Genomic DNA, 26,490 nt, shown 5'->3' with positions numbered 1-26,490 from the left:
TCCGGCACGGCAAGCAGGGGGTGTACGGCCATCGGCCGTGCGCCCCCTTCAGCCGTTGCGCGTACGGAACCTCGTCCACGTATCCCTGGAAGTCACCCCATGCCCACCACAGCCTCCGCCGCCATAACCCCGCCGACCGCCGGGCCCGCCGAGGTCGAGCTCTCCATCGGCGGGATGACCTGTGCCTCCTGCTCCTCGCGGATCGAGCGGAAGCTCAACAAGATCGAGGGCGTCACGGCCTCGGTCAATCTCGCCACCGAGAAGGCGAAGGTCGCGTACGGGGACGAGGTCGCGGTCGACGACCTGATCGCGACCGTGGAGAAGCTCGGGTACTCGGCGCGCGAGATCGTGCCGGAGCCGGTCGCGGCCGGACCGGCCCCGACCACCGCCGAGGACCATGAGGCGGACGGGCTGCGGCAGCGGTTCACCGTCAGCGCCGTCCTCACCCTGCCGGTGATCCTGATGGCGATGGTCCCGGCGCTGCAGTTCGACAACTGGCAGTGGCTCTCGCTGACGCTCGCCGCGCCCGTCGTGGTCTGGGGCGGGCTGCCCTTCCACCGGGCCGCGTGGACGAACGCACGGCACGGCGCCGCCACCATGGACACCCTTGTCTCGGTCGGCACGCTCGCCGCCTTCGGCTGGTCGCTGTGGGCGCTGTTCCTCGGGGACGCGGGGATGCCGGGGATGCGGCACGGCTTCGACCTCTCGGTCGGCCGCGGCGACGCCTCGTCCACGATCTACCTCGAAGTGGCCGCCGGGGTCGTCACGTTCATCCTGCTCGGACGCTGGCTCGAGGCGCGCGCCAAGCGCAAGGCGGGGGCGGCGCTGCGGGCACTGCTCGAACTCGGCGCGCGCGACGCGGCGGTCCTGCGCGACGGCAAGGAAGTGCGGGTTCCGGTCGGGGCGCTGCGGGTGGGCGACCGTTTCGTCGTACGGCCCGGCGAGAAGATCGCCACGGACGGCACCGTGGTCGAGGGCGCCTCGGCGATCGACGCCTCGCTCCTGACCGGCGAGTCGGCGCCGGTGGACGTGTCGCCCGGCTCCGCGGTGACGGGCGCGACGGTCAACGCGGGCGGGCGGCTCGTCGTCGAGGCCACGCGCGTGGGCGCCGACACGCAGCTCGCACACATGGCGAAGCTGGTGGAGGACGCGCAGACCGGGAAGGCGGAGGTCCAGCGCCTCGCGGACCGGATCGCGGCGGTGTTCGTGCCCGTCGTACTGCTGATCGCGGCCGGGACGCTCGGGGCGTGGCTCGGGATGACGGGCGACGCGAGCGCGGCGTTCACGGCGGCCGTCGCGGTCCTGATCATCGCGTGCCCGTGCGCGCTGGGGCTCGCGACGCCGACCGCGCTGATGGTCGGTACGGGGCGGGGCGCCCAGCTCGGGATCCTGATCAAGGGGCCCGAGGTCCTGGAGTCGACGCGCCGGGTCGACACCGTGGTGCTCGACAAGACCGGGACCGTGACGTCGGGGCGGATGGAGCTCGTGTCGGTGACTGCGGTTTCCGGTGGGGGTGGGGCGTTCGGGGGCGGCGGAGCGTCGGCGGCCGGGGACGCGTCGTCCGTGGCCGCGGACGAGGAGCGGGCGCTGCGGTTCGCCGCGGACGAGGAGCGGGCGCTGCGGTTCGCGGCGGCCGTCGAGCACGCGTCGGAGCATCCGGTGGGGCGGGCCGTGGCCGCCGGGTACGCCGGGGAGCTGCCGGCCGTCACGGACTTCGCGGCCGAGCCCGGACTCGGGGTGCGCGGGACGGTCGAGGGGCACACGGTCCTTGTGGGGCGGGCCGCGCTGATCGAGTCGGCGGGGATCGCCGTGCCCGCCACTCTGGCCGCCGCTCAGCGCGAGGCCGCCGACCAGGGCCGTACCGCCGTGCTCGTCGCATGGGACGGGGCCGCGCGGGCCGTGCTCGCGGTGGCGGACACGGTGAAGCCGAGCAGCGCCGAGGCCGTGACCCGGCTGCGGGCGCTGGGCCTGAAGCCGGTGCTGCTCACCGGGGACAACGCGGCCGTGGCGCGGGCGGTGGCCGCCGAGGTCGGGATCCCGGCCGAGGACGTGACCGCCGAGGTGCTCCCGCAGGACAAGGTCGATGTCGTACGGCGCCTGCAGGGCGAGGGCCGTACGGTCGCGATGGTCGGCGACGGCGTGAACGACGCGGCGGCGCTCGCCACCGCCGACCTGGGCCTCGCCATGGGCACGGGCACGGACGCGGCCATCCAGGCCGGCGACCTCACGCTCGTCCGCGGCGATCTGCGCGTGGCCGCCGACGCGATCCGCCTCGCGCGGCGCACGCTGGCCACGATCAGGAGCAATCTCTTCTGGGCCTTCGGCTACAACGTCGCGGCGCTGCCGCTGGCCGCCGCGGGGCTCCTGAACCCGATGATCGCGGGGGCGGCGATGGCCTTCTCCTCGGTCTTCGTGGTCACGAACAGCCTGCGGTTGCGGCGCTTTTCCTGAGCGGGCGGGGCGGGGCGGCACTCCGACCGGACCTCGGCCCGAGCTGGGGCTTCACATACTCACCACAACTCCCTTACGCTATGGATCGATTCGGCACATCAGGTTCGGACGTGCCGGTTCGGGACATTGCCGAGAGACGTAGATCACATCGAATCCAACGTAACCATTCGGAGGGCTCGTAGGTCTAAGAGGCGATGGCAGGAACGTCTTGGGGGGCGTTTCGGTCATCAGGGGATGTCTTGGGGGACGTTCCCAGTCCGCGTTGGCCGGGACACGTGCACGGAGAGCTTTGAGCGGCCCTCCCGCGTTACGCGTCCCGGCGGACCGCAGCACCAAAAGGCTTCAGCGCTCCACAGACGCCCGGCCGGATCCCGTGGGGGGAATCCGCACCGGGGCTAGGAAGGCGCCTCACCAGCCGGCCCGTGGGGGGACTGGCGGGTGAGGCGCTTTTCCCTTTGAGCCCCGGAAACGACTGAGCCGAACCCCGGAAACGACCGAGCCGCGCAGCCCCCGTACCAACGGGAACCACGCGGCTCGAAGTCAACGTTCAGGTGAGCCCTGAAAAACCTCAGCGCGCCTCGACGGGGACGAAGTCCCGCTCGACGACACCGGTGTAGATCTGGCGCGGGCGGCCGATGCGCGAACCCGGCTCCTTGATCATCTCGTGCCACTGGGCGATCCAGCCCGGCAGACGGCCGAGGGCGAAGAGCACGGTGAACATCTCGGTCGGGAAGCCCATCGCGCGGTAGATGAGGCCCGTGTAGAAGTCCACGTTGGGGTAGAGCTTGCGCTCGACGAAGTAGTCGTCGGACAGCGCGTGCTCCTCCAGCTTGAGGGCGATGTCGAGCAGCTCGTCCGACTTGCCGAGGGCGGAGAGAACGTCGTGCGCGGCGGCCTTGATGATCTTGGCGCGCGGGTCGAAGTTCTTGTACACCCGGTGGCCGAAGCCCATCAGGCGGACGCCGTCCTCCTTGTCCTTCACCTTGCGGATGAAGGTGTCGACGTCGTTGCCCGAGTCGCGGATGCCCTCGAGCATCTCCAGGACGGACTGGTTGGCGCCGCCGTGCAGCGGACCCCACAGCGCGGAGATACCGGCGGAGATCGACGCGAACATGTTGGCCTGCGAGGAGCCGACCAGACGCACGGTGGAGGTCGAGCAGTTCTGCTCGTGGTCCGCGTGCAGGATGAGCAGCTTGTCGAGCGCGGCGACCACGGTCGGGTCGAGCTCGTAGTCCGCGGCCGGCACGGAGAACGTCATGCGCAGGAAGTTCTCGACGTAACCGAGGTTGTTGCTCGGGTAGACGACCGGGTGGCCGACCGACTTCTTGTACGCGTACGCGGCGATCGTCGGAAGCTTCGCGAGAAGACGGATCGTCGAGAGGTGACGCTGCTTCTCGTCGAACGGGTTGTGGCTGTCCTGGTAGAAGGTGGACAGCGCGGAGACCACCGAGGACAGCATCGCCATCGGGTGGGCGTCCCGCGGGAAGCCGTCGTAGAAGCGCTTCACGTCCTCGTGGAGGAGCGTGTGCTGGGTGATGTCGTTGCGGAACGTGGCGAGCTCGTCCACGGTCGGCAGCTCACCATTGATCAGCAGATACGCGACCTCGACGAAGGTGGAGCGCTCGGCGAGCTGCTCGATCGGGTAGCCCCGGTAGCGCAGGATCCCGTTCTCGCCGTCGAGATAGGTGATCGCCGATTTATACGCGGCGGTGTTGCCGTAACCGCTGTCCAGGGTCACCAGACCGGTCTGGGCGCGCAGCTTCCCGATATCGAAGCCCTTGTCACCGACGGTGCTGTCGATCACCGGGTAGGTGTACTCGCCATCGCCGTACTGAACTACTACAGCGTTGTTCGCGTTGTCGCTCACGTCATCCCTCACCGACGTAGTGCCTCTTCTTCGAGGTGCCCTGACTGCTGTCCACCATCCCCCATTTGGCCCTGGGCAGTGCACTCGGGGTGGACCATTAGGTCGATTGACGGCACTCAGTGCCGTCAGCCTGCTCATCCTGCCCCCTCGACCATGGTTCCGGAACCCCTTGGTGATGTTTGCCACCGGGATGATCGATCAACGATCACCCCTCGCGGCCCCTCCGGTTCCACCGAGCCGATGGCTCAGGGCTGTACACCTCCTGCCCGCTGAAACCGTACGAACTGCCTGGCCAAGCGCCTTGCGCGACCCGACGAGCACCACCAGCCGCTTGGCTCGGGTGACCGCCGTGTAGAGCAAATTGCGTTGGAGCATCATCCAGGCTCCGGTGGTGACCGGGATCACCACTGCGGGGTACTCGCTGCCCTGCGAACGGTGGATCGTGACCGCGTACGCATGGGCCAGTTCATCGAGTTCGTCGAAGTCGTAATCGACCTCTTCGTCCTCATCTGTGAGGACCTTCAGCTTCTGGTCCACGACATCGAGTGCCGTGACCACACCGACGGTCCCGTTGAACACCCCGTTGGCGCCCTTCTCGTAATTGTTGCGAATCTGCGTGACCTTGTCGCCGACACGGAACGTCCGTCCGCCGAACCTCTTCTCCGCGAGGTCCGGACGCGCCGGTGTGATGGCCTGCTGAAGGAGCCCGTTGAGCGTCCCCGCGCCGGCCGGGCCGCGGTGCATCGGGGCGAGCACCTGCACATCACGGCGGGGATCCAGGCCGAACTTCGCGGGAATCCGGCGCGCCGCCACATCGACCGTGACCCGCCCGGCGTCCTCCGTCTCGTCCTCGACGAAATGGAAGAAGTCGCTGAGCCCCTGAGTGAGCGGCGGAATCCCGGAGTTGATCCGGTGGGCGTTGGTGACGACGCCCGACAGCTGCGCCTGCCGGAAGATCCGGGTGAGCCGCACGGCCGGCACCGGCGACCGCTCGGCCAGCAGATCCCTGAGCACTTCGCCCGCTCCGACGCTGGGCAGCTGGTCCACATCCCCGACGAACAGCAGATGGGCGCCCTGGGGCACGGCCTTCACCAGCTTGTTGGCGAGCAGCAGATCCAGCATCGAGGCCTCGTCGACGACCACCAGATCCGCGTCCAGCGGACGGTCCTGGTCATAGGCCGCGTCCCCGCCGGGCTTCAGCTCCAGGAGCCGGTGCACCGTCGAGGCCTCGGCGCCGGTGAGCTCGGCGAGGCGCTTGGCGGCCCGGCCGGTGGGCGCGGCGAGCACCACCGTGGCCTTCTTGGCGCGGGCCAGCTCCACGATCGACCGTACGGTGAAGGACTTGCCGCAGCCGGGCCCGCCCGTGAGCACCGCGACCTTGCGGGTCAGGGCGAGGCGCACCGCCTCCTCCTGCTCGGGCGCGAGATCGGCTCCCGTGCGCTCCTTGAGCCATCCGAGTGCCTTGGCCCAGTCGACGTCACGGAATCCGGGCATCCGGTCCTCGTCCGTGCCGAGCAGCCGTTTGAGCCGGCTCGCGAGGGACAGCTCGGCACGGTGGAACGGCACGAGATAGACCCCGGTCACCGGGGCGCCGTCGGGACCCGGCACCTGCTCCCGTACGACACCCTCCGGATCCTCGGCGAGCTCGCCCAGGCACTCGATCACCAGGCCCGTATCCACCTGGAGCAGCTTCACCGCGTCCGCGATCAGCTGGTCCTCGGGCAGGAAGCAGTGCCCCTGGTCGGTGGACTGCGAAAGGGCGTACTGCAGACCGGACTTGACCCGCTCAGGACTGTCGTGCGGAATCCCGACCGACTGGGCGATGCGGTCGGCGGTGAGGAAGCCGATGCCCCAGACGTCTGCGGCCAGTCGGTACGGCTCGTTCCTGACTATGGAGATCGAGGCGTCCTGGTATTTCTTGTAGATACGGACGGCGATGGACGTGGAGACGCCGACGCCCTGCAGGAAGACCATGACCTCCTTGATGGCCTTCTGCTCCTCCCAGGCGTCCGCGATCTTCTTGGTGCGCTTGGGCCCGAGACCGGGGACTTCGATCAGCCGCTTGGGCTCCTCCTCGATGATCCGCAGGGTGTCGATGCCGAAGTGCTGCGTGATGCGGTCCGCGAACACCGGGCCGATGCCCTTGACCAGGCCGGATCCCAGATAGCGGCGGATGCCCTGGATCGTGGCGGGCAGCAGCGTCGTGTAGTTCTCCACCGTGAACTGCTTGCCATATTGCGGGTGCGAGCCCCAGCGGCCCTCCATCCGCAGTGACTCCCCCACCTGGGCGCCCAGCAGCGCGCCGACGACGGTGAGCAGATCGCCGCCGCCGCGTCCGGTGTCGACGCGGGCGACCGTGTATCCGTTCTCCTCATTGGCGTACGTGATCCGCTCGAGGACTCCTTCGAGCACCGCGAGCCGCGGCGGGGGCACTCCCGCGCTGATGCCGGTCCGGCTGGTCATGAGGCGAATTTAGCGGTCGGCACCGACAGCGCGGGAAGCCTGTGGAAAACCCGGCGGACAGCCGCCCGCGGCCTGTGGACAACATGTTTGAGGGGGCCCGGCCCCCCGGCCGAACCCCCTCTGGTCCCCTCCTACAGGCCTTCCCGATCCCCCCTCGGATCCCCTCCCGGAAGCCCTGATGCCTAATACGACCCACGTCACCGAGAAAGGGTTGTACGGCTGCGCGCAGTAATTTTCGTGAGAGCCACAGCTCCGTTTGCGAGTACCGCGGCTCCGCTTCCGAGCAGGGCGGATCCCGGTTGGGCCGCAGGCCCTGGCCTCCCCTTCCAGGCGGGTCCGGGCCCTTCCAGGTGCCGACGAACCAGGGCGGCCGTAGCGTTTCAGGCATGAGTGAAGATGCGAACGTGCCGCTGGAGAAGGCCGTCATCGACGAGCTCGGCGACGACAAGCTGCAGGAGATCGCCGGTCTGCTCGATACGGACGCCGCCGGTGCGCAGAACATGATCACCGAGACGGTCTCGGCGCTCTCCGGCGGAATGCAGGAGAAGGCGCAGGGCGCCCCCGAGGACGTGGACGAGGTACGCCAGGCCTTCGCCGAGGTCGACGAGGCCGCCGGCGCGGCACCCCTGCAGGGCGTCGCCACCTTGGGCGGCGGGCTCGGCGGGTTGCTCGGCGGCGGCATGATGGCGGGGATGCTCGGCAAGATGAGCAAGCCGGTCGCTCAGGCGGTGTCCAAGAAGACGGGCATCCCGGCGGCGACGGTCTCGCGCGCGATCGAGCTCCTCATCCCGGTCCTGCTCGCGGTCCTCACCAAGCGTGCCGCCTCCACGAAGGGCGGCGGAGGCGGGGGTTCGGCCCAGGCGGGCGGGGTGCCCAGCCCCGGGCCGGTACCGCCGAGTGCGACGGCACCGGCCCCCGGCGCGGCTCCCTCCGCCGACGGCAAGGCGGCGGGCGGGCTCGACCTCGGTGATCTGCTGGGGAGCATCTTGGGCGGCGGCAAGAAGTAGCCGTCGCCTAGAGGGCTTCGGGTACAACGCGACGGAACGCTTCGGCGGTCTCCCGGAGAACCGCCTCGCCGTCCTGCCGCGCCCATAGCTCCGCGTTGAAGAGCTCGACCTCGATCGGGCCCGCATATCCGGCCCGGTCCACCAGATCGCACCAGTACGCGAAGTCGATGGAGCCGTCGCCGAGCTGACCGCGCCCGGTGAGCACGCCTTCGGGCAACGGCGTGGTCCAGTCGGCCAGTTGGAAGCTGTACAGCCGCCCTCCCGCGCCCGCCCGGGCGATCCCCGCGGGCGCCTGGTCGTCCCACCAGATGTGATACGTGTCCACGCAGACCCCGACCTGCTCGGCGGGGAAGCGTTCCGCCAGGTCGAGGGCCTGGCCGAGGGTCGAGACGACACAGCGGTCGGCCGCGTACATGGGGTGCAGCGGTTCGATCGCGAGGCGGACGCCGTGCTCCGCGGCGTACGGACCGAGTTCGGCGAGGGCGTCGGCGATCCGTTCCCGTGCGCCCGCCAAGTCCTTGTCCCCTGCGGGCAGTCCGCCCGAGACGAGGACGAGTGTGTCGGTGCCGAGTGTCGCGGCCTCTTCTATGGCCGCGCGGTTGTCGTCGAGCGCGCGGCGGCGCTCGGCCGGGTCGACCGCTGTGAAGAAGCCGCCGCGGCAGAGCGTCGTGACCGCCAGACCGGCGTCCTTGAAGAGCTTCGCGGCCGCCTCGACACCGAATTCCTGCACCGGTTCGCGCCAGAGGCCGACGCCGGGAACTCCTGAATGCCAACAGGCGTTGGCAAGTTCAGGCAGCGAAAGCTGTCTGACCGTCATCTGATTGATGCTGAAGCGCGAGAGGCCGGAGAGGGGGGTGCCGGGCGCGGGGTCCGCGGGCGACTGCGGCGGGTTGTTCACTGGGCGACTCCGTGCACATCGAGCAGGGATTTCATACGGGATGCGGCGAGCGCCGGATCCGGGAACAGGCCGAGGCCGTCGGCCAGTTGGTACGCGCGTGCCAGATGCGGGAGCGAGCGTGCCGACTGCAGACCACCGACCATCGAGAAGTGGGACTGGTGGCCGGCGAGCCAGGCGAGGAAGACGACTCCGGTCTTGTAGAAGCGGGTGGGTGTCTGGAACAAGTGCCTCGACAACTCAACAGTGGGATCCAGGAGTTCACGGAAGCCCTTGGTGTCACCCGTGTCCAGGACACGGACCGCCTCGGCCGCCAGCGGGCCGAGCGGGTCGAAGATGCCGAGCAGGGCGTGGCTGAAGCCGTGGTCGTCACCTGCGATGAGTTCGGGATAGTGGAAGTCGTCGCCGGTGTAGCAGCGCACGCCGTCGGGCAGGCGGCGGCGCAGCGCGATCTCGCGCTCGGCGTCGAGCAGTGAGACCTTGATGCCGTCCACCTTGTCCGCGTGGGCGGCGATCACATCGAGGAAGGTCTCGGTGGCGACGTCGAGGTCGGCCGATCCCCAGTAGCCCTCCAGGGCCGGGTCGAACATGGGGCCCAGCCAGTGCAGGATCACGGGTTCGGAGGCCTGCCGCAGCAGGCTGCCGCACACGGCGAGGTAGTCCTCGGGGCCGCGCGCGACGGCCGCGAGGGCGCGGGACGCCATGAGGATCGCCTGCGCGCCCGTCCCCTCCACGAGCGCGAGTTGTTCCTCGTACGCGGCCGTCACCTCGGCGAGCGTCGGCAGTCCGGCCGGTCCGGTGAGCTGGTCGGTGCCGACACCGCACGCGATCCGTCCCCCCACCGCCCTGGCCTCGGCGGCGGAGCGGCGGATCAGCTCGGCCGCGCCCGCCCAGTCCAGGCCCATGCCCCGCTGCGCAGTGTCCATGGCCTCGGCGACGCCGAGGCCATGCGACCAGAGGTGACGGCGGAAGGCGAGGGTCGCGTCCCAGTCGACGGCGGCCGGGGCGTCGGGTGACACATCGGCGTAGGGGTCGGCGACCACGTGCGCGGCGGAGAACACCGTGCGCGAGACCAGGGGTGCGGTGCCGGAGACGGTGAGCGGTGCGGTGTGTGGTGCGGTGCGCGGGGTGTGGGCGTAGGTGCCGCCGCCGGCGCGCGGCAGGTGGAGGGTCATGGTGCGGGCTCCGTCGGTTCGCGGCCGGTCACAGGGTCAGTTCGGGGACGTCGTAACGGCGGCCGTCCGTCGAGGACTTGAGGCCGAGGTCCGCGAGCTGGACGCCGCGGGCGCCGGCGAGCAGGTCCCAGTGGTAGGGCTCGTCCAGGACGACGTGGCGCAGGAAGAGCTCCCACTGCACCTTGAACCCGTTGTCGAACTCGCCGTTGTCGGGCACCTCCTGCCACTGGTCGCGGAAGGACTCGGTGGCCGGGATGTCCGGGTTCCAGACGGGCTTCGGGGTGGCGGAGCGGTGCTGGGCACGGCAGTTGCGCAGTCCGGCGACGGCCGAGCCCTCGGTGCCGTCGACCTGGAACTCGACGAGCTCGTCGCGGTTGACCCGGACCGCCCAGGAGGAGTTGATCTGGGCGATCACCCCGTTCTCCAGCTCGAAGATGCCGTACGCGGAGTCGTCGGCCGTGGCGGCGTAGGGCTTCGACTTCTCGTCCCAGCGCTGCGGGATGTGGGTGGAGGCGAGGGCGGTCACCGACTTCACGCGGCCGAACAGCTCGTGGAGCACGTATTCCCAGTGCGGGAACATGTCGACGACGATGCCGCCGCCGTCCTCGGCGCGGTAGTTCCAGCTGGGGCGCTGGGCCTCCTGCCAGTCGCCCTCGAAGACCCAGTAGCCGAACTCGCCGCGCACGGACAGGATCCGGCCGAAGAAGCCGCCGTCGATCAGGCGCTTCAGCTTGAGCAGACCCGGCAGGAAGATCTTGTCCTGGACGACGCCGTGCTTGATGCCCGCGTCCTTGGCGAGGCGGGCCAGTTCGAGGGCGCCCTCGAAGGACGTGGCGCTGGGCTTCTCGATGTAGAGGTGCTTGCCGGCGGCGATGGCCTTCTTCACGGCCTCCTCGCGGGCGGAGGTGACCTGGGAGTCGAAGTAGATGTCGATCGAGTCGTCGGCGAGGACGGCGTCGACATCGGTGGTCCAGTGCTCCAGGCCGTGACGTTCGGCGAGCTCGCGCAGGGCGGGCTCGCGGCGGCCGACCAGGACCGGCTCCGGCCACAGGGTCGTGCCGTCACCGAGGTCGAGGCCGCCCTGGTCGCGCAGGGCGAGGATCGAGCGGACCAGGTGCTGGCGGTAACCCATGCGCCCCGTCACGCCGTTCATGGCGATACGCACCGTTTTGCGAGTCACTGATGTCCCTCCGTATGCAGGCGCGCGCCGGGCGGCCTCGACGCCGGTTCAGTTGGTGGCCCTGCGGCCCGGTGGCCCCGTCCCCGGTGTCCCGGTGCATGCCGTTCGTCACCCGGGCATCGGCACGGATGACGCGCACCACCGGCCACACCCTCGACGACGCTCGATAGCAAGCGCTTTCTATCCGGGCCTGCGGGAAAGTTAGCCTGCGGGATGATGCCCGGACAAGAGGGCGGCTCAAATCCCTGCAAACGCTTGAGGGTTCGTTTGCCTGGGGTGGGGGGTCTCACCGGGGCTCGGCTCTCTGCGCGTGGGGCGCCCCACGCCGGCCCGCACCCGCGACCTCGCCCGCACCCACCCCGCACTCACCCCGCACGCCTCACCCGCACCCACCCCGCGCCCCCGCGCACGGGGTGGGGTTGCCCCCGTGGGCTGTGGTGTTCGTGCAGACCAGGGGGCCGGTGGGGCGGGGGTGGGCTCTGCGGGTGTGGGCGGAAGTCGTAGCCATCTCGTGGCCGGAAAACGTATCCGGAGCGGGGGTTCTGCCGGTATCACTGACTGCAACGGTGCAGTTCGCGACGGGCGGCTGCGACCGGGCCGCCGGATTCCGGGCGGTAGTGACCACCCAGCTCCCGGCCCCGGAGGACGACATGACCGTGACTTTGGCGGATGTGGCGGCGCGCGCCCAGGTCTCCCCCGCGACCGTCTCCCGTGTCCTGAACGGGAACTATCCGGTCGCCGCGGCCACCCGCGAGCGCGTGCTGCGCGCCGTGGACGAGCTGGACTACGTGCTCAACGGCCCCGCGAGCGCGCTCGCCGCCGCCACCTCCGACCTGGTCGGGATCCTGGTCAACGACATCGCGGACCCGTTCTTCGGGATCATCGCCGGGGCGGTCCAGTCCGAGATCGGCGGTCCGGGCGGGCGGGCCGGCGGGGAGCGGCTCGCGGTCGTGTGCAACACCGGCGGCTCCCCCGAGCGCGAGCTGACGTATCTCACGCTGCTGCAGCGCCAGCGCGCCGCGGCCGTGGTGATCACGGGTGGCGCGGTCGAGGACGTGCCGCATGCCGAGGCCATGGCGGCCAAGCTGCGCCGGCTCACCGAGGCGGGGACACGGATCATCCTGTGCGGCCGTCCGCCCGTGCCCGACACCGGCGCCATCGCCCTGGCCTTCGACAACCGCGGCGGCGGGCGGCGGCTCACCGAGCATCTGCTCGGCCTGGGCCACCGCCGGATCGGCTACGTCGCGGGCCCCGAGGAGCGCACCACCACACGGCACCGGCTCGAAGGGCACCGTGACGCGCTCAAGGGGGCGGGGGTCGACGAGGGGGAGACGGTCCATGTCCCCTACGACCGGCAGTCCGGTTACGAGGCGGCGCGCGAACTGCTGCGCAGGGACCCGGAGTTGACGGCGATCGTTGCCGCGAACGACACGGTCGCGCTCGGCGCGGCCGCCGCGGTGCGCGAGGCGGGGCTGCGGATTCCCGAGGACGTGTCGGTGGCGGGCTTCGACGATCTGCCGTTCAGCGTCGACGTCGTGCCCGCGCTCACGACCGTACGACTTCCGCTGCATGAGGCGGGGGCGCGGGCCGGGCGGATCGCCATGGGGCGGGAGGCGGAGCCGCCGGGGCGGATGGCGGTGATCGCCGGGGAGCTCATGGTGCGGGGGTCCACGGCGCGGCCTCGCGGCTGAGGGGCCGACAGCCGACACAGAGGCCGGGCCCACCCCGGCCCATCCGGCCCACCCGGTCCGCCCCGGTTCCCACGGCCCGCTTCGCGCGTTACCTTTGACTGAGTCAACGGTAACTCCCGAGGTGCCGAGGTGCGCCATGGCCCAGCAGTTCATTCATGAGATCCGGGCGTTCAACCGCTTCTACACGAACCTGATCGGCGCGCTCGACTACAGCCGCCATCTGTACCTTCCGCACACGCTGACCGAGTCCCGTGTCCTGTACGAGCTCGCGCACCGCGACGAGCCGGAGGCCGCGGATCTGCGGGCCGAACTCGGTATCGACGCCGGGTATCTGAGCCGGCTGCTCGCCAAGTTCGAGAAGGACGGCCTGGTCGAGCGTGCGCCGTCGCCGCGCGATCCGCGCCGCCAGCGGATCACGCTCACCGCGCGCGGGCGCGAGACCGCGGCGCTGCAGGAGGAGCGTTCGCGCGAGGCGGTCGGTGTGCTGCTCAGCAAGGTGCCGGCCGCCGAGCGTCCGCGTCTGACCGAGGCGATGCGGACCGTGCGCGGCATCCTCGCCGCCGCCCGCCCCACCAAGCCCGCCGAGGTCCGGCTGCGCGAGCCCGGGCCCGGTGACCTCGGCTGGATGGTGATGCGCAACGCGGCGCTGTACGCGGCGGAGTACGGCTGGAACGCGGACTACGAGGGGCTTGTGGCGCGGATCGTCGCCGACTTCGCCGAGGATCACGATCCGCATCTGGAGCGCGTGTGGATCGCGGAGCTCGACGGGATTCCCGTCGGTTCGGTGATGTGCGTACGGGATGACGCGCCCGGTACCGCGCGGTTGCGGCTGCTGCTCGTGGAGCCCGACGCGCGCGGGCACGGCATCGGGGACCGGCTCGTGTCGGCGGTGGTGGAGTTCGCGCGGGAGCAGGGGTACCGGGAGGTGGTGCTGTGGACGAACGATGTGCTCACCGCCGCGCGGCGGATCTATCTCCGGCATGGGTTCGTGCTCGCCGCGGAGAAGGCGCATCGGTCGTTCGGTCACGATCTGGTGGGGCAGGATTGGCGGTTGGGGTTGTCCTCGGGGACGGTCTGACGCGGAAGGCAGGGGCTTGAACGCCCCAGGCCCCTGACCTGCCACTCACAGCGAAAGGACCCCCATGAAGCTCGCCTTCTCCACCCTGGGCACCCCCGCCCTCCCCCTCCCCGACACCCTCCGCCTCGCCCAAACCCACCGCTACCACGGCATCGAACTCCGGGCTCACCCCGATGAGCCCGTGCACCCCGGGCTCGACGGCGGCGAACGTGCCGACGTGCTGCGGCAGTTCGAGGGCGCCGGGGTCGAGGTGCTCGGGATCGCCGGGTACGCGCGGGTCGCGGCGGCCGGGGCGGATGAGCCCGTGCTGGAGGAGATACGAGGGCTGGTGCGGCTGGCGCATGACGTGCGGGCGCCCTTCGTGCGGGTCTTTCCCGGCGGGGGTGAGCAGAGTTCCGAGGAGGCCGACGCGACGGCCGCGCGACGGCTCGGGGCCGCCGCCGAGTACGGCGCCGGGCTCGGGGTGCGGGTGCTCATCGAGACGCATGACTCGCACCGCGAGGGTGCCGCCGTGAGCCGGGTGCTCGGGACCGTGGGGCACCGGCACGCCGGGGCGCTGTGGGACGTGATGCACACGTGGCTCGGCGGGGAGCAGCCGAGTACGTCGTTCGCCGCGCTCGCCCCGTATCTCGGCTACGTCCAGGTGAAGGACATCGCCTCCGCCGAAGACACCACACCGCTCGCGCTCGGTGCAGGAGTGCTGCCTCTCACCGAGTGCGTGGAGGTGCTCAGCCGCCAGGGGTGGGACGGCTGGCTGTGCTGGGAGTACGAGAAGCGGTGGTATCCAGCGGCGACGGCGCTGCCCGCGCTGCTCGGCGCGGGCCGCGAGCATCTGTCCCGGCTCCTCAGCGACGCCGCCTGAGCCACGGGGGCGGAGCGGGGAGGAACAGGCGTATGAGCGGGAGTTCCGCAGGCCCCGTATGGGGCCGTCACCGGCGCAATCGGAGGGGGGCGCGCCGGTGACGGCATGCTGCCGGCCGCGTGCGTTGGAGAGGGTGGTCAGCGTTCGCAGCCAGCAGCGAGGCCGACAGCGCACCGCGGTGACTCTCCGGCAGCTGTGCATGGGACGAGCAAGGGCTGCAACAGGTTCCCGGCAGGAGCCGCACAGATGACCCGCCAAATGCCGCCACGCGTTCCGCTTCCGTCCCGGGAGTCTTGACCGGCAGAAATTTTCCGACTATCCGTGATCCCTGGAAGTTTCCTTCAGGGAGTCCCGAGGGTGCCCCACCGCCCGGGCCCCCACGGACAGTTGGGAGTGCTCGTGCAGCAAGGTCCGCTCCGTACCTCCAGACGCACGCTGCTGACCGTCACCGCGACCGCCGTGGCGGCCGCCGCGGCCGGTACCGGCCCCGCCTTCACCGCCCATGCCCAGGAAGCCCCGGAGGTCACCCGGACCCCACAGGGCAGCTCCGACCGGAACCACAAGGACCGTGCCTTGCGCCGCATCATCGCCCGGATGTCCCTGGAGGAGAAGGTCGGCCAGCTCTTCGTCTCCCGGGTCTACGGGGAGTCCGCCACCGACCCCGCCCAGGCCGACATCGACCTCAACCTCGCCCAGCTCGGCGTCCGCAGCGCCGCGGAGCTGATCGAGAAGTACCACGTCGGCGGGATCATCTACTTCGTCTGGGCGCACAACGTCCGCGAGCCGCACCAGATCGCCGACCTGTCGAACGGGCTGCAGGACGCGGCGCTCGGCCAGGACACGCCGATCCCGCTGCTGATCTCGACGGACCAGGAGCACGGCATCGTCTGCCGCGTCGGCAAACCCGCGACCCTGATGCCGGGCGCGATGGCGCTCGGTGCGAACGGGTCGCGCTCCGACGCCCGCCGCGCTGCCCGGATCGCGGGCCGTGAACTGGCCGCGGTCGGCATCCGGCAGAACTACGCGCCGGTCGCCGACGTCAACGTGAACCCGGGCAACATCGTCATCGGCGTACGGTCCTTCGGCGCCGACCCCGAGGCGGTGGCCGGTCTCGTCACCGCGCAGGTCGACGGATACCAGGGCGCCGGGATCGTCTCCACGGCCAAGCACTTCCCCGGGCACGGCGACACGGAGAACGACAGCCACTTCGAGCTGCCGTGGATCCACCACACGCGCGAGCAGCTGGAGGAGCTCGATCTGCCGCCGTTCAAGGCGGCGATCAGGGCGGGGATCGACTCGATCATGACCGCCCACATCGTGGTGCCCGCCCTCGACCCGAACGAGGACCCGGCCACTCTGTCCCACCCGATCCTCACGGGCGTGCTGCGCGAACAGCTCGGCTACGACGGCGTGGTGGTCACCGACGCCCTCGACATGAAGGGCGTCCGCACCAAGTACGGCGACGACCGGGTGCCCGTCCTCGCCCTGAAGGCGGGCGTCGACCAGCTGCTCAACCCGCCGAAGCTCGACGTCGCGTGGAACGCCGTACTGAACGCGGTCAAGAGCGGCGAGCTGACCGAGGAGCGGCTCGACGAGTCGATCCTGCGGATCCTGCGCCTCAAGGACAAGCTGGGCCTGTTCGACGACCCGCACACCACGCATCGCGCCGTGGACCGCACCGTGGGCGTCCGTGCACACCGCAAGGCCGCCGAGAAGATCGCGGACGAGACCACGACGCTGCTCGTGAACAAGGACCGCGTGCTGCCCCTCGCGCCCAGGCGGACGCCGAACGTACTGGTGGCGGGCGTCGATCCGGCCTCTCCTTCCGGTACGACGGGCCCGCCGACGACGGTGTTCACCGCGGCCCTGACCGGCCTCGGCTTCACGGCGACCGCGCTGTCCACCGGGACCGCACCGAGCGCCGCGAAGATCGACGAGGCGGTGGCGGCGGCCGCGGGCAAGGACGCGGTCGTGGTGCTCACGTCCAACGTCTCGGCGACGAGTTCCCAGCGCACGCTCGTCAGCCGTCTCGCCGCGACAGGAGTCCCGGTCGTGGCCATCGCCGTGAACCGTCCGTACGACGTGGCGCGGCTGCCCGACGCGAAGGCCGTGCTCGCCGCGTACTCCTGGACGGACACCGAACTGGAGGCGGCGGCCCGGGTGATCGCCGGCACCTCCCCCAAGGGACGGCTGCCCGTCCCCGTGCAGGACCCCGACGATCCCGCCACCACGCTGTACGCGATCGGTTACGGACTGTCGTACTAGCCCGGGGCCGGGTGTGTGACGTATCCGGCGTACGCCGCACACCCGGCGCCCGACCCCCAACTGGCCCAAAGCACCCTGCACATCTGGCGTGCGCCCCCGGCCTGCCTTCACGCTGGAAGGACGTCTCGGGGGGTTCACCATGCGCTATGCGCACTTCGCGCGGGTGCCGTGCGCGCCGGTTCTTGTCAGGTTCGTGGCTCTGGTGGGGGTGCTTGCGGGGCTGCTCGCCCTGTCCGCCTGCCAGAAGTCGCCCGGTGCGAGCGGCAGTCTGAACGACAATTCCGCATCCAAGTCTCCGTCCGGCTACGGCCTCGTCTTCCTCGGTGTCGACGAATGCGCCTCGCGCGGCCGCGGTTTCACCGAGGTGCCGTGCACCAGCGAGAAGGCGCGGGCGAGAGTCATCGCCCGCTATGACGGCAAGCAGTCGGAGGGGCCGTCCTGTCCGGGCACCACGGACTTCGTGCTGCACATCAGCGAGTCGCGCCCGGCGCACGACGAGGACGGCGACGGGGCCGTGCCCAAGGGCTATGCCTGCATGCGCAATCTGGAGGAGCCGCACCCGGGCGACCCGGGCGGAGGCGGCGGTCCGCGCACGGTCGTCGGTGACTGCGTCTACACGGCCGGCAAGAGCGAGGTCCGTGAGACGGCGTGCGACGGCTCGGCCAAGAACAAGCCGCAGTTCAAGGTGGCTTCCGCCGTCAAAGACCGGGACAAGTGCCCGGCGAGCACCGCTCTGTACGTCCAGCTGGGCGGGAAGAAGCCGGTCGGCTGCGCCGAGCCGGTCTGAAAAGCAGAACCGGTGTGACGCCCCGCGGAGGGGCGCCACACCGGCTTCAACGCGTCAGGCGTCAGGCTTCACGCGTCAGGCATCACGGACGCAGCGTCCGCGGCCCGTCCTGCCCGTCGAGCCCGTCCTGCCCGTCGAGCCGTGCGTCGTACGCGGTGAGCGCCTTCGCCTTGGCCGGGTCCGCCTGGACCGAGGCCGGTGCGACGTTCGCCCACTCGAGGATGCGCGCGGTCGCGAGCGCCTTGTCGTCGGCCTTCAGACCGGCCACGTTGGCCCCGTGGTTGGCGCCGGGCGCGGTGAACACATAGCTGTCATGCGTGCCCTTGCCCGGCCGGAAGCGCTCCGCGCCCCACGGGTCGTTCTCGCCGTAGACGTACATCATGCGCGTGGCGTTCTTGCGCACCCAGCTGTCCACGTCCCGCATCGACGACGGCTTGAACTTCATCGCGATGTCCCGCGGCACGAAGTTCCGCGGCGGCTGGTAGCCGTAGCGCGACAGGCCCTTGAGGTGCGGCTGCGCGATGTCCGGGGAGCCGAGCTCGGTGCCCGCCTGGTAGTAGTACGGCGTGTACGGCGAGAGCCCCTGGTCGGTGTAGAAGGAGAAGCCGGAGATCCCGTCGACCACGTTCCAGATCTCCTCGTCCGTGGCGGACTTGGCGACCGGGATGGAGGCGCAGTCGGCGAGCAGGCTGTACTGCCAGAACGCCCAGGTGAAGTCGAGGACGACGGCCTCGTACGCCTTGTCGAGCGAGCCGACGGTGTCGAAGGTGTAGCCGTTCTCCTTCGCGTACGCGGCGTACTTCTCCTCCAGCGGCGCGCGCCGGATCAGGGCCTCGCGCTGGATGTTGTTGAGCTTGTCGCGGCACTCCTTGGTGCCGACGGTGGCGAGGAAGCGGTCGTAGGCCGAGTCCTCCTTGTTGACCACGTCGTTCGGCGCGACGTACGCGACGACGCCGTCCATGTCCTTGGGGTAGAAGCGCTCGTAGTACGTGGCCGTCATGCCGCCCTTGGAGCCGCCGGTGGACAGCCAGCGCTTGGGGTAGACGGCGTCGAGCGCCTGGAAGATGCGGTGCTGGTCGCTGGCGGCCTGCCAGATGTCGAGCTTCGACCAGTCGGCGGGCTGCGGACGGGACGGCGTGAAGAAGCGGTACTCCATGGAGACCTGGTTGCCGTCGATGATCCGCGTGGGCTCGCTGCGGCCCGGGTTGGTGGAGACGCCGTAGCCCGAGGTGTGGAAGACGGTCGGGCGGTCCGTGTCCTTGTGCAGCACGGTCAGGCGCTGCTTGAAGGTGCCCTTGGACGGGTGGCGGTGGTCCACGGGCTGGGTGTAGTTGAGGACGAAGTAGCGGTAGCCCGCGTAGGGCTTCTCCTCGATCAGGCTCATGCCCTTGATCGAGAGCAGTCGGTCCAGGATGTCGGTCGACTGCGGGGTGGCGGCGGCGGTGGCCGTTACCGTGCCCGCCAGCACGGTGGCTATCAGCACCGCGAGTGTGAGCAGCCGTCTGAGCGTTTTGCGCATGCAGGTCCCTCCCCCTGTGGTCATGGATAGCACCGGAACCTAGTGCAGCAACTGATCCCGCACCAGGGGCAGTTCACCGCACCGGCATCGGTTCACGAGGAGAGGCGGAACGTTCACCGCCGGTAGGCGAACCAGCCCTTGCTCACCTTGCCGGAGCCCACCGAGGCCTTGATCCACACCTTGCGGCTGCCGACGTGGGTGCGCACCGGTCCGACGGACTTGCGGTGGCGGCCCGCCTTCACCACGGGACGGCTGCCGCGCGGCTGGATGCTGACGCTCATCGAGCGCACGGCGCCGGGGCGTTTGGCGTGGGTGATCGCGCAGAGGAAGCCGCCGCTGCGGTACACGTGCACGGATCCGGTCGAGAACCGCAGGGTGTCGACTTTGCGGCCCGGGCAGTGCGCCGCGGCGTGTGCGGCGCCGGACAGCGGGCCCACCAGCGTGAGCAGCACGGCGGCGGCGAGCAGCACGAGTCCGCTCCGGACCCTGCGCAGCGCCCCACCCTTCACCTGAGTCCCTCCCACCCCTGCAGCGTACGAAGATACGACGCCGTACCGGTACGGGTCGGTTCCGGCTCTGGCCGAAAGTGTTCGCTTCTATAAGGGCTCTGCCCGGTTCGGGCACGCTCGTAAGGCGAGCGGGAAGATCTCCGGCATCACCGAGCGCTGCTGACCGGGGCCGCCCCGGCCTCCTCCTCGGCCTCGCCGATGAAGGTGCGCCACAACCGCGCGTACATCCCGTCCAGCGCGAGCAGTTCGTCGTGCGTCCCGTCCTCCGCGACCCGCCCGTGGTCCATCACGACCACGCGGTCCGCGCGGGCCGCGGTGCTCAGGCGGTGGGCGACCACGAGGGTCGTACGGCGCGCGCCGAGACGGTCCGTGGCCTGGTTGACCTGGGCCTCCGTGGCGAGGTCGAGCGCGGCGGTGGCCTCGTCGAGCAACAGGACGTCCGGGTCGACGAGTTCGGCCCGGGCGAGCGCGATGAGCTGGCGCTGACCGGCGGAGAGGTTGCGGCCGCGCTCGCTGACCTCGTGCAGATAGCCGCCGTCGAGCGTGGCGATCATGTCGTGCGCACCGACCGCGCGGGCGGCCGCCTCGACCTGCGCGTCGCTCGCGTCGGGGCGCCCGTAGGCGATGGCGTCGCGCACCGTCCCCGCGAAGAGATAGGCCTCCTGCGGGACGACACCGAGGCGGTGGCGGTACGCGGTGAGGTCCAGGCCACGCAGATCGGCGCCGTCCACCGTGACACGTCCGCCGGTCGGGTCGTAGAACCGGGCGACCAGCTTGACCAGCGTGGACTTGCCCGCGCCGGTCTCGCCGACGAACGCGACGGTCTGCCCGGCCGGGATCGTCAGCTCGATGTGGTGGAGCGCGTCCTCCCCGTCCCCGTAGGCGAACTGCACGTCGTCGAAGACGATCTCGCCCCTCAACTCCGGGACATCGAGCGGCTGTTCGGCGCTCTTCGTCGACGTCGGCTCCTGGAGCAGCTCCTGGATCCGGCCGAGCGAGACGGTCGCCTGCTGGTAGCCGTCGAAGACCTGCGAGAGCTGCTGCACGGGCGCGAAGAACAGGTCGATGTAGAGGAGATACGCGACCAGGGCGCCCGTGGTCAGCGTCCCCGCGTCGACCCGGTGCGCGCCGACGATGAGGACGGCCGCGGCGGCCACGGACGACAGGAACTGCACGAACGGGAAGTAGACCGAGATCAGCCACTGGCCCTTGATGCGCGCCTGCCGGTAGCTGTGGCTGCGCTCGGCGAACCGCTCGCTGCCCGCCCGCTCGCGCCGGAAGGCCTGCACGATCCGGAGTCCCGCGACGGACTCCTGGAGGTCGGCGTTGACCACGGAGACGCGCTCGCGGGCGAGTTCGTACGCCTTCACGCTGGACTTGCGGAAGAAGTACGTGCCGACGACCAGGATCGGGAGGGTCGCGAAGACGACGAGGGCGAGCTGGAGGTCGATCACGAGCAGCGCGGCCATGATGCCGAAGAAGGTGACGACGGAGACGAAGGCCGTGACGAGGCCGGTCTGCAGGAACGTGGACAGGGCGTCCACGTCCGTGGTCATCCGGGTCATGATGCGGCCGGTCAGCTCGCGCTCGTAGTAGTCGAGTCCGAGGCGCTGCAGCTGCGCGAAGATCTTCAGCCGGAGCGAGTAGAGGACCTGTTCGCCGGTGCGGCCCGTCTTGCGGATCTCGCCGGTCTGCGCGGCCCACTGGATCAGGACGGTGAGCAGCGCGAGTCCGGCGGCCGCCCAGACGGCGCCGAGCGCGGCCTGCGTGACGCCTTCGTCGATGCCGTGCCGGATGAGGACCGGCAGCAGCAAGCCCATGCCCGCGTCGACGGCGACCAGCGCGAGCGCGACGGAGAGCGGCTTGCCGAAGCCCTTGAGCAGCCGCCGCAGCCCGTACGAGGTCTCGGCGGCGACCGCCTTGGCCTCGTCGATGCCGGGGGTGTCGTCGGCCGGGGGCAGCGCGTCCACGGCGGTGAGCAGTTCGGGCGTCGAGGGGGTGTCGCTGAGCGCGGTGTCCTTGGGCGTACGGTCGCCCGCCCACAGCTCGGGGGTGATCCCCCGCTCGGCGTCGAACTCTGCGTCCAGTTCGGCCCGTACGGAGGTGTCCTCCAGCTCCTTGGTGAGCGGGGTGAGGTGCCCGGGCGAGACGGCGCCCAGCTCGTCCGGGTCGGTCAGGAGCCTGCGGTAGAGGGCCGAGCGCCGCTCCAGTTCCTCGTGGGTGCCGAGGTCGGAGAGCCGGCCCTCGTCGAGGACGGCGATCCGGTCGGCGAGGCCCAGGGTGGAGCGGCGGTGGGCGATGAGCAGGGTGGTGCGCCCTGCCATGACCTGCTTCAGGGCCTCATGGATCTCGTGCTCCACGCGGGCGTCCACCGCGGAGGTGGCGTCGTCGAGGACGAGGAGGCGGGGGTCGGTGAGGATCGCGCGGGCGAGCGCCAGGCGCTGGCGCTGGCCGCCGGAGAGGGTGAGGCCCTGCTCGCCGACCTTGGTGTCGTAGCCGTCGGGCAGCTCGTCGATGAACCGGTCGGCCTGCGCGGCGCGGGCCGCGGCCTCGATCTGCTCCTGGGTGGCATCCGGGACGCCGTACGCGATGTTGGCGCGCACCGTGTCAGAGAAGAGGAAGGAGTCCTCGGGGACCAGGCCGATCGCGGCCCGCAGCGACGCGAGGGTCAGCTCGCGCACGTCCTGTCCGCCGACGAGGACGGCGCCGTGGGTGACGTCGTAGTAGCGGGGCAGCAGCAGCGAGACGGTGGACTTGCCGCTGCCGGAGGAGCCGACGACGGCGACGGTCTCGCCGGGCGCGATGGAGAGCGAGAAGTTCTCCAGGACCGGGCGGCCGTCCTCGTACGCGAAGGAGACCTCGTCGAACTCGACGGTCGCCGGGGCGTCGGCGTCGAGGGTCTTCGTGCCGTCCTCGATCACCGGCTCGGTGTCGATCAGCTCCAGGACGCGCTCGACGCCCGCCCGGGCCTGCTGGCCGACGGTGAGGACCATGGCGAGCATCCGGACCGGGCCGACGAGCTGGGCCAGATACGTGGAGAAGGCGACGAACGTACCGAGCGTGATCTCCCCGCGCACCGCCAGCCAGCCGCCGACGGCGAGCATCGCGACCTGGCCGAGGGCGGGGACGGACTGGAGGGCCGGGGTGTACCGGGAGTTGAGGCGGATGGTGCGCAGCCGCCCGGCGAACAGCCGGCGGCCGACCTCCCGCAGCTTCCCGGTCTCCTGCTCCTCCTGCCCGAAGCCCTTCACCACGCGTACGCCGGAGACGGCACCGTCCACGACGCCCGCGACGGCGGCGGCCTGGGCCTGGGCATACCAGGTGGCCGGGTGGAGGCGGGTCTTGGAGCGCTTGGCGATGAACCAGAGGGCGGGGGCGACGGCGAGCGCGACGAGGGTGAGGGGCAGCGACAGCCAGGCCATGATGGCCAGGGAGATCAGGAAGAGCAGGATGTTGCCGATGGTCATCGGCAGCATGAAGAGCAGGCCCTGGATCAGCTGGAGGTCGCTGGTGGCGCGGCCGACGACCTGCCCGGTGGACAGCTCGTCCTGGCGCCGCCCGTCGAGCCGGGTGATCGCCCCGTACATGTCGGTGCGCAGGTCGTGCTGGACGTCGAGGGCGAGCCGGCCGCCGTAATAGCGGCGGATGTACGTGAGGACGTAGACGACGAGGGCGGCTCCTATGAGCAGCCCGGTCCAGGTGCCGAGGGAGCGCTCCTTCGCCGTGATCACGTCATCGATGACGACCTTGGTGATCAGCGGGACGAGCGCCATGACGGCCATGCCGCCCAGGCTGGACCCGAGCGCCAGGACGACATCCTTCGGATAGCGCCACGCGTACCCGGTCAGCCTCCTGGCCCACCCCTGCTGTCCCGCCGCCGCCACGTGCTGCCTCCCGCTGTCGCCTCGCTGCCGAAGGGATCAACACCGGGGTGGAGCGGATTCATCCCGGATACGTGCTCATCCCGGATGCGTGGCCGCGAAGAGCCGTACGACCGCGGGCAGGACCACGACGGAGGGCCCGGGGTCCGCGAGGGCCTTCGCCAGGTCGTCGGCCAGGGTCTCGGGGGAGGTGCGGAGGGCCGGTACGCCGAAGGACTCCGCGAGGGCCACGAAGTCCGGCCGGGACAGTTCGGTGCCGGAAGCCTCCCCGTACGCATCGGTCATGTACTCGCGCAGCACCCCGTACCCGCCGTCGTCCACGATCAGCCAGGTCACCGGCAGATCGTGCTGGCGGGCCGTGGCCAGCTCGGCGATCGAGTACAGGGCGCCGCCGTCGCCGGAGACCGCGAGGACCGGGCGCGAAGGGTCGGCGACCGCCGCGCCGAGCGCCGCGGGGTACGCGTAGCCGAGTCCGCCCGCGCCCTGCGCCGAATGCATCGTGTTCGGGCGGCGGGCGTCGAAGGCGGACCAGGCCCAGTACGACAGGATCGTCATGTCCCAGAAGCTGGGGGACGTGTCCGGGAGTGCGCTGCGGATCGAGGCCAGGAGTTCCTGTTCGGCGTCGAGGTCCTGGCCGGCGATCCGTTCGCGTACACGGCTGAGGACCTCCCGTACCCGGGGAGCCGCCGTCGCGTCCTCGCGCGGTCCGTCGAGGGTCTCCAGGAGCGCGGTGAGCGCGAGGCGGGCGTCCGCGTGGATGCCGAGCGCCGGCAGGACGGCCTCCAGCTTGCCCGCGTCGGCCTCGATCTGGATGACGCGGCCCCTGGGGTTGAACGTGTAGTAGTTCGAGGAGAGTTCGCCCAGGCCGGAGCCGACGACGAGCAGGACGTCCGCGTCCTCCAGGAAGTCGGTGGTGTGGCGGTCCTCCAGCCAGGACTGGAGCGAGAGCGGGTGCTCCCAGGGGAAGGCGCCCTTGCCGCCGAAGGTGGTGACCACCGGGGCGTTGAGCTGCTCGGCGAGCGCGCGCAGCTTCCCCGCCGCGTCGGCACGTACGACGCCGCCGCCCGCGATGATCGCGGGGCGTTCGGCCCCCGCCAGGAGATGCGCGGCGACCGCCGTGAGCTCGGGGCGCGGGGCGAGGTCCTCGGGGAAGGCGTCCGGGGCGTTCACCACCGGCAGTACGGTCTCGGCGGCGAGCACGTCCACCGGGATCTCCACCCACACCGGACCGTGCGGCACCGTCAGCGCCGACCGCCAGGCGTCGGCGATCGCCGACGGGATCTGGGACGCGGTCCGTGCCGTGTGGACGGACTTCACCACGTCCCTGAACGAGGCCTGCTGGTCGCGGAGTTCATGCAGATGCCCCTGGCGGTGGCCGCCGAGGCCCCGCACCGGGATCTGGCTGGAGACCGCGAGCACGGGAGCCGAGGCGGCCGCGGCCTCCTGGAGCGCGGCGAGCGAGGTCAGCGCGCCCGGACCGGTCGACAGGAACAGCGGGGCGGCCTCCCCGGTGATCCGGCCGTATCCGTCCGCGGCGAAGCCCGCGTTGTTCTCGACGCGCAGCCCGACGTACCGCAGCGAGGAGCGGCGCAGCGCGTCGAACAGGGCGAGCGCGTGCTGGCCCGGCAGCCCGAAGACCGTCGTCGCGCCGAGTCCGTGCAGCGTCTCGATCACGAGGTCGCCGCCGGTGCGCCCGGCCGGCGGGTGCAGCGCGGCCTCGGTCTGGGCCGGGGTGGGCCGCAGCTCGACGTCGTGGTCGTGGGTCACTTGGCCCGCTCCTGCGCGATCTGCCGGCTCATGATCGTCGTCAGCTCGTACGCGGTGTGGGAGGCGGCCACCGCCGTGATCTCCGCGTGGTCGTAGGCGGGCGCCACCTCGACCACGTCCGCCGAGACGAGGTTGCAGGAGGCGAGGCCGCGCAGGATCTCCAGGAGCTCGCGCGAGGTCATGCCGCCGGCCTCGGGGGTGCCCGTGCCGGGCGCGTGCGCCGGGTCGAGGCAGTCGATGTCGATGGAGATGTACAGCGGGCGGTCACCGATGCGCTGGCGCAGCTGGTCCGCGACCTCGTCGGCGCCGCGCCGGTAGACGTCGGCGGAGGTGACGATGCCGAAGCCCATCTTCTCGTCGTCGGTCAGGTCCTGCTTGCCGTACAGCGGGCCGCGGATGCCGACGTGGGACAGCGCCTCGGTGTCGAGGATGCCCTCCTCGACCGCGCGCCGGAACGGGGTGCCGTGGGTGTACTCGGCGCCGAAGTACGTGTCCCACGTGTCGAGGTGCGCGTCGAAGTGGAGGAGCGCGACGGGGCCGTGCTTCTTGGCGACGCTCCTGAGCAGGGGAAGCGCGATGGTGTGGTCGCCGCCGAGGGTCATCAGCCGGGCGCCGGTGCCGAGCAGTTCGTCGGCGGCGGCCTCGACGGTCTCCACGGCCTCGTTGATGTTGAACGGGTTCGCCGCTATGTCGCCGGCGTCCGCGACCTGCGCGAGGGCGAAGGGCGAGGCGTCCTGCGCCGGGTTGTAGGGGCGCAGCAGCCGCGAGGCCTCACGGATCGCGTTGCCGCCGAAGCGGGCGCCGGGCCGGTAGGAGACACCGCTGTCGAAGGGCACACCGACGACCGCCACGTCCGCGGCACCGACCTCGTCGAGCCGCGGCAGCCGCGCGAACGTGGCCGGACCCGCGTACCGCGGGATGCGGGAGGAGTCCACGGGGCCGCGCGGGCCGGAGGGGGCGGAGGTGCCGGGGGTCTGGCTGCTGCTCATCGTCGAGCTCCTTCGGGTGGCGCCGTCTGTGCCTCACCAGTGTCACACCGTCCCTCCCGCGGGCCACCTTCCACTTCGTCGCCCCGGCCGCCGCCGACCTGCCA

At 70.9% G+C, this 26,490-nt stretch carries 17 protein-coding genes; 7 read left to right on the top strand and 10 right to left on the bottom strand.

Translation table 11 applies throughout. The annotated features are described in order from the left end of the window. The first annotated feature begins 99 nt into the window (after positions 1–99). Positions 100–2,451 (top strand): heavy metal translocating P-type ATPase, encoded by a 2,352-nt coding sequence (locus ACIBI4_RS21670; RefSeq protein ID WP_399205589.1) that lies wholly within the window; start codon positions 100–102, stop codon positions 2,449–2,451. A 568-nt stretch (positions 2,452–3,019) separates the two neighbouring features. On the opposite strand, the gene ACIBI4_RS21665 is transcribed toward ACIBI4_RS21670, so the two are convergent. Together ACIBI4_RS21665 and ACIBI4_RS21660 are read right to left on the bottom strand one after the other, a co-directional pair. Next, positions 3,020–4,330, bottom strand: coding sequence for a citrate synthase (locus tag ACIBI4_RS21665; RefSeq protein WP_399205588.1), 1,311 nt, complete (start codon positions 4,328–4,330; stop codon positions 3,020–3,022). A gap of 186 nt (positions 4,331–4,516) precedes the next feature. Continuing rightward, positions 4,517–6,781, bottom strand: a complete 2,265-nt coding sequence (locus ACIBI4_RS21660) for an ATP-dependent RecD-like DNA helicase (RefSeq protein ID WP_399205587.1) — start codon at positions 6,779–6,781, stop codon at positions 4,517–4,519. 386 nt (positions 6,782–7,167) lie between these two features. On the opposite strand from ACIBI4_RS21660, the gene ACIBI4_RS21655 reads away from it, so the two are divergent. Then, positions 7,168–7,788 (top strand): DUF937 domain-containing protein, encoded by a 621-nt coding sequence (locus ACIBI4_RS21655; protein ID WP_399205586.1) that lies wholly within the window; start codon positions 7,168–7,170, stop codon positions 7,786–7,788. A 7-nt stretch (positions 7,789–7,795) separates the two neighbouring features. Here the strand turns inward: ACIBI4_RS21655 and ACIBI4_RS21650 are convergent, their stop codons facing one another. The 3 genes from ACIBI4_RS21650 to ACIBI4_RS21640 form a co-directional block, all read right to left on the bottom strand. Continuing rightward, positions 7,796–8,605, bottom strand: a complete 810-nt coding sequence (locus tag ACIBI4_RS21650) for a sugar phosphate isomerase/epimerase family protein (protein ID WP_399205585.1) — start codon at positions 8,603–8,605, stop codon at positions 7,796–7,798. Between the two features lie 77 nt (positions 8,606–8,682). Next, on the bottom strand, positions 8,683–9,858 hold the full coding sequence (locus ACIBI4_RS21645; RefSeq protein ID WP_399205584.1) for a dihydrodipicolinate synthase family protein: 1,176 nt from the start codon (positions 9,856–9,858) through the stop codon (positions 8,683–8,685). 28 nt (positions 9,859–9,886) lie between these two features. Further along, a complete protein-coding gene (locus tag ACIBI4_RS21640) occupies positions 9,887–11,038 on the bottom strand; it encodes a Gfo/Idh/MocA family protein (RefSeq protein WP_399205583.1) in 1,152 nt (383 codons plus the stop codon). 650 nt (positions 11,039–11,688) lie between these two features. Here ACIBI4_RS21640 and ACIBI4_RS21635 point away from each other — a divergent pair. The 5 genes from ACIBI4_RS21635 (at position 11,689) to ACIBI4_RS21615 (ending at position 17,721) form a co-directional block, all read left to right on the top strand. After that, entirely contained in the window at positions 11,689–12,729 is a 1,041-nt protein-coding gene (locus tag ACIBI4_RS21635; RefSeq protein ID WP_399205582.1) for a LacI family DNA-binding transcriptional regulator, read from the top strand. Between the two features lie 136 nt (positions 12,730–12,865). Further along, positions 12,866–13,807: a GNAT family N-acetyltransferase gene (locus tag ACIBI4_RS21630; protein ID WP_399205581.1), complete on the top strand. Its 942-nt coding sequence runs from the start codon at positions 12,866–12,868 to the stop codon at positions 13,805–13,807. 64 nt (positions 13,808–13,871) lie between these two features. Beyond that, on the top strand, positions 13,872–14,669 hold the full coding sequence (locus tag ACIBI4_RS21625) for a sugar phosphate isomerase/epimerase family protein (RefSeq protein WP_399205580.1): 798 nt from the start codon (positions 13,872–13,874) through the stop codon (positions 14,667–14,669). A gap of 399 nt (positions 14,670–15,068) precedes the next feature. Continuing rightward, complete coding sequence (locus ACIBI4_RS21620; RefSeq protein WP_399205579.1) at positions 15,069–16,934, top strand: glycoside hydrolase family 3 protein; 1,866 nt, start codon at positions 15,069–15,071, stop codon at positions 16,932–16,934. A gap of 139 nt (positions 16,935–17,073) precedes the next feature. Further along, a complete protein-coding gene (locus ACIBI4_RS21615; protein ID WP_399205578.1) occupies positions 17,074–17,721 on the top strand; it encodes a hypothetical protein in 648 nt (215 codons plus the stop codon). An 82-nt stretch (positions 17,722–17,803) separates the two neighbouring features. Here ACIBI4_RS21615 and ACIBI4_RS21610 read toward each other — a convergent pair whose 3' ends face one another. The 5 genes from ACIBI4_RS21610 to speB form a co-directional block, all read right to left on the bottom strand. Then, positions 17,804–19,240: an aminopeptidase gene (locus tag ACIBI4_RS21610; protein ID WP_399205577.1), complete on the bottom strand. Its 1,437-nt coding sequence runs from the start codon at positions 19,238–19,240 to the stop codon at positions 17,804–17,806. 113 nt (positions 19,241–19,353) lie between these two features. Next, on the bottom strand, positions 19,354–19,764 hold the full coding sequence (locus ACIBI4_RS21605) for a hypothetical protein (protein WP_399205576.1): 411 nt from the start codon (positions 19,762–19,764) through the stop codon (positions 19,354–19,356). A gap of 131 nt (positions 19,765–19,895) precedes the next feature. Next, positions 19,896–23,633, bottom strand: a complete 3,738-nt coding sequence (locus ACIBI4_RS21600) for an ABC transporter ATP-binding protein (protein ID WP_399205575.1) — start codon at positions 23,631–23,633, stop codon at positions 19,896–19,898. A 75-nt stretch (positions 23,634–23,708) separates the two neighbouring features. Beyond that, positions 23,709–25,397, bottom strand: coding sequence for a thiamine pyrophosphate-binding protein (locus ACIBI4_RS21595; protein ID WP_399205574.1), 1,689 nt, complete (start codon positions 25,395–25,397; stop codon positions 23,709–23,711). After that, positions 25,394–26,386 (bottom strand): agmatinase, encoded by a 993-nt coding sequence (speB, locus tag ACIBI4_RS21590; RefSeq protein ID WP_399205573.1) that lies wholly within the window; start codon positions 26,384–26,386, stop codon positions 25,394–25,396. Before speB ends, ACIBI4_RS21595 begins: the two co-directional genes overlap by 4 nt. Positions 26,387–26,490 lie beyond the last annotated feature (104 nt).

The sequence above is a fragment of the Streptomyces sp. NPDC050418 genome (genome assembly GCF_044458745.1).
In the GTDB taxonomy this organism is placed as follows: Bacteria; Actinomycetota; Actinomycetes; order Streptomycetales; family Streptomycetaceae; genus Streptomyces.
Note: the sequence above shows the minus strand (reverse complement) of the source record. Positions and strands in the feature narration are given on the sequence as shown.